The following is a 2,511-nucleotide window of genomic DNA, read 5'->3' on the forward strand; positions in this document are numbered from 1 at the left end:
TTTTCAAAATACCTCGCCCAAAAGTATCCCGAAAGTTTTGATGCCGCAGTTCCTGAAGATTTAGTCTATTCCGGAAGCAAAAAATTAACTGACACCATTGACAACAGTCCGTTAGATGCCGGAAAACTCGTGCTTTCGCCCACACGAACTTATGCACCTGTGATTAAAAAAATCTTGTCAAAATACAATGCAAAAGACATTCACGGAATGGTGCATTGTAGCGGGGGAGCACAGACTAAAATCCTTCATTTTGTTGAAAACCTGCATATTATCAAAGACAATCTTTTTGAAGTGCCGCCATTGTTTAAACTCATTCAACAAGAATCAAAAACCGACTGGAAAGACATGTATCAGGTGTTCAATATGGGTCACCGCATGGAGCTTTATTGCAATGAAGCCACCGCAGCTGACCTGATTGCTATTTCGAAATCATTCAATATTGATGCTCAAATCGTGGGCAGGGTAGAAACTTCAGAAGAGAAAAAATTGACCATCAAGAGTGAGTTTGGGGAATTTATTTATTAAAGGAAGCTGACTTGCAATGAAAATTTCTAAATCATTTTTTATTGCAAATAGTTCGCTTTTAATTTTTGGAATCCTTTTTACATTCTCTTCCAGCTTTGGTCAAACCTTTTTTATCTCACTCTTTAAGCCACATCTTCAAACAGAATTTGTTTTAACAGAAACAGAATTTAGTGCGCTATATGCAATCGCAACTTTAGGTAGTGCTTTTACACTCACCTGGATTGGGAGATTCATTGACAGCACAAGATTGCCAAAATTCAGTTTACTTGTGATTTTGGGATTGGCTGTTGCACTATCTGTTTTTGCTGTTAGTTACTATGTAATTGTTTTGTTGTTTGCCTTGTTTGGACTGCGTTTATTTGGTCAGGGCTTGATGTCGCACACATCCATTACGGCAATGGCAAAGTTTTTTAATAAAAACAGGGGCAAAGCCATTAGTATCGCGGCAGTGGGACATCCCATTGCAGAGGCTGTTTTGCCCATTACCATTGTTTCATTGCTTGGTTTTTTTGACTGGCGTTATGTGATTGTAATGTGTGTTTTATTTGTAATAGCTACAATTCCGTTTTCAAGGTTTTTGTTGTTTAAAAAACGCAGCTTTTCACGACTGAAAATGTATGTGCCAACTCCAATGTCAGTCGATGAAAAGAAAGCTTCACGACCTGTCAATATATTGAAAACCAAAGCATTTTGGGCCATTGCTCCCTTAAACTTTTCGAGTGCGGCTATAGGGACAGCTTATATTTTTTATCAATTAAAAATTGGTGATTTGAATGCCTGGACCCCGGCATTTATTGCCTTGAGTTTTTCGGGCTATGCCATTGGTAATTTTTGTATGGCTTTAATATCAGGGTGGTTAACAGATTTGTTTTCAGCGAGAAAGCTTTATCCACTATATATTACTCCCTTTATCATCGGGTTGTTGATTTTTATCTTTAATGACAGTCAGTGGGCCTATGTTGTTTTTATAAGTGCTATTGGGGTAACTAACGGTTTTGGTGCAACTGTTAAAAACGCTGTTTTGGCAGAGATTTTCGGAACAAAAATAGTTGGCTCGGTAAGGAGTTTGTTTATAACTGTGATGGTATTGGCTACTGCTTTAGGGCCGGTCGTTTTTGGGGTTTATCTGGATTGGGGCTATGACTTTACAACTTTAAGTATTATTTCCCTAATTATCTTCCTTTTGATGATGTTGAATGCTTTTAGAGTATACAATATCAAAGCCAATTAGAATTTCAATGAATTTTGAATTTCTGAAAACCATACCAGAAAATGAAGGAGTTTCTGGCATTGAAAATAAAAACTATATCTAGTTTTTGTCCCTCAATCCATTTATTATTTGGGTTGTTGATTCATTTCAGCACCCAAACCTTTTATTTAAAGGAATTGTTTTAAATTTGCATCACTCAAAAGAGAGGGAAATACTATGTTAGAAAAATTGCAGATTGTAAAGCAACGCTTTGATGAAGTGAGTGATTTAATCATTCAGCCGGATATTATTACAGATCAAAAAAAATATGTTCAGTTAAATAAGGAATACAAAGACTTGCGTGCCTTGATGAATAAGCGTGAGGAATACCTTACTTTGACCAACAGCATCAAAGAAGCCGAAGAGATTATTGATGACGGAAGCGATGCCGAAATGGTTGAAATGGCTAAAATGGAACTGGAAACTGCCAAAAGCCGCATCCCAAAACTCGAAGAGGAAATCAAGTTTATGCTAATTCCCAAAGATCCGGAAGATGCTAAAAACGTTGTGATGGAAATCCGTGCCGGGACGGGAGGTGACGAAGCTTCCATCTTTGCCGGCGATTTATACAGAATGTATAGCAAATATTGCGAAAGCAAAGGTTGGTCAATTCACGTGATGGATTTTAGTGAAGGCACTAACGGCGGTTATAAAGAAATTCAGTTTGAGGTCAACGGCGAGGATGTGTATGGAACTCTTAAATTTGAAGCCGGTGTTCACCGTGTTCAACGTGTGCC

The 2,511-nt window shown here is 37.8% G+C and carries 3 protein-coding genes; all 3 read left to right on the forward strand.

All coding sequences use genetic code 11. The annotated features are described in order from the left end of the window. A partial coding sequence (locus AC6F75_RS12480; protein WP_500715380.1) for an AIR synthase-related protein occupies positions 1-525 on the forward strand: 525 nt, incomplete at its 5' end. Positions 526-541: 16 nt separating this feature from the next. Then, the gene (locus AC6F75_RS12485; RefSeq protein ID WP_500715382.1) at positions 542-1,756 is read left to right on the forward strand and encodes an MFS transporter; all 1,215 of its coding nucleotides are present in this window, start codon (positions 542-544) and stop codon (positions 1,754-1,756) included. A gap of 195 nt (positions 1,757-1,951) precedes the next feature. After that, a partial coding sequence (locus AC6F75_RS12490; RefSeq protein WP_500715384.1) for a PCRF domain-containing protein occupies positions 1,952-2,511 on the forward strand: 560 nt, incomplete at its 3' end.

The organism is Planktosalinus sp. (assembly GCF_059864935.1).

Bases quoted from the DNA above. Each gene is read 5' to 3' on its own strand.
- AC6F75_RS12485 (WP_500715382.1), top strand. From the start codon at position 542: ATGAAAATTTCTAAATCATTTTTTATTGCAAATAGTTCGCTTTTAATT.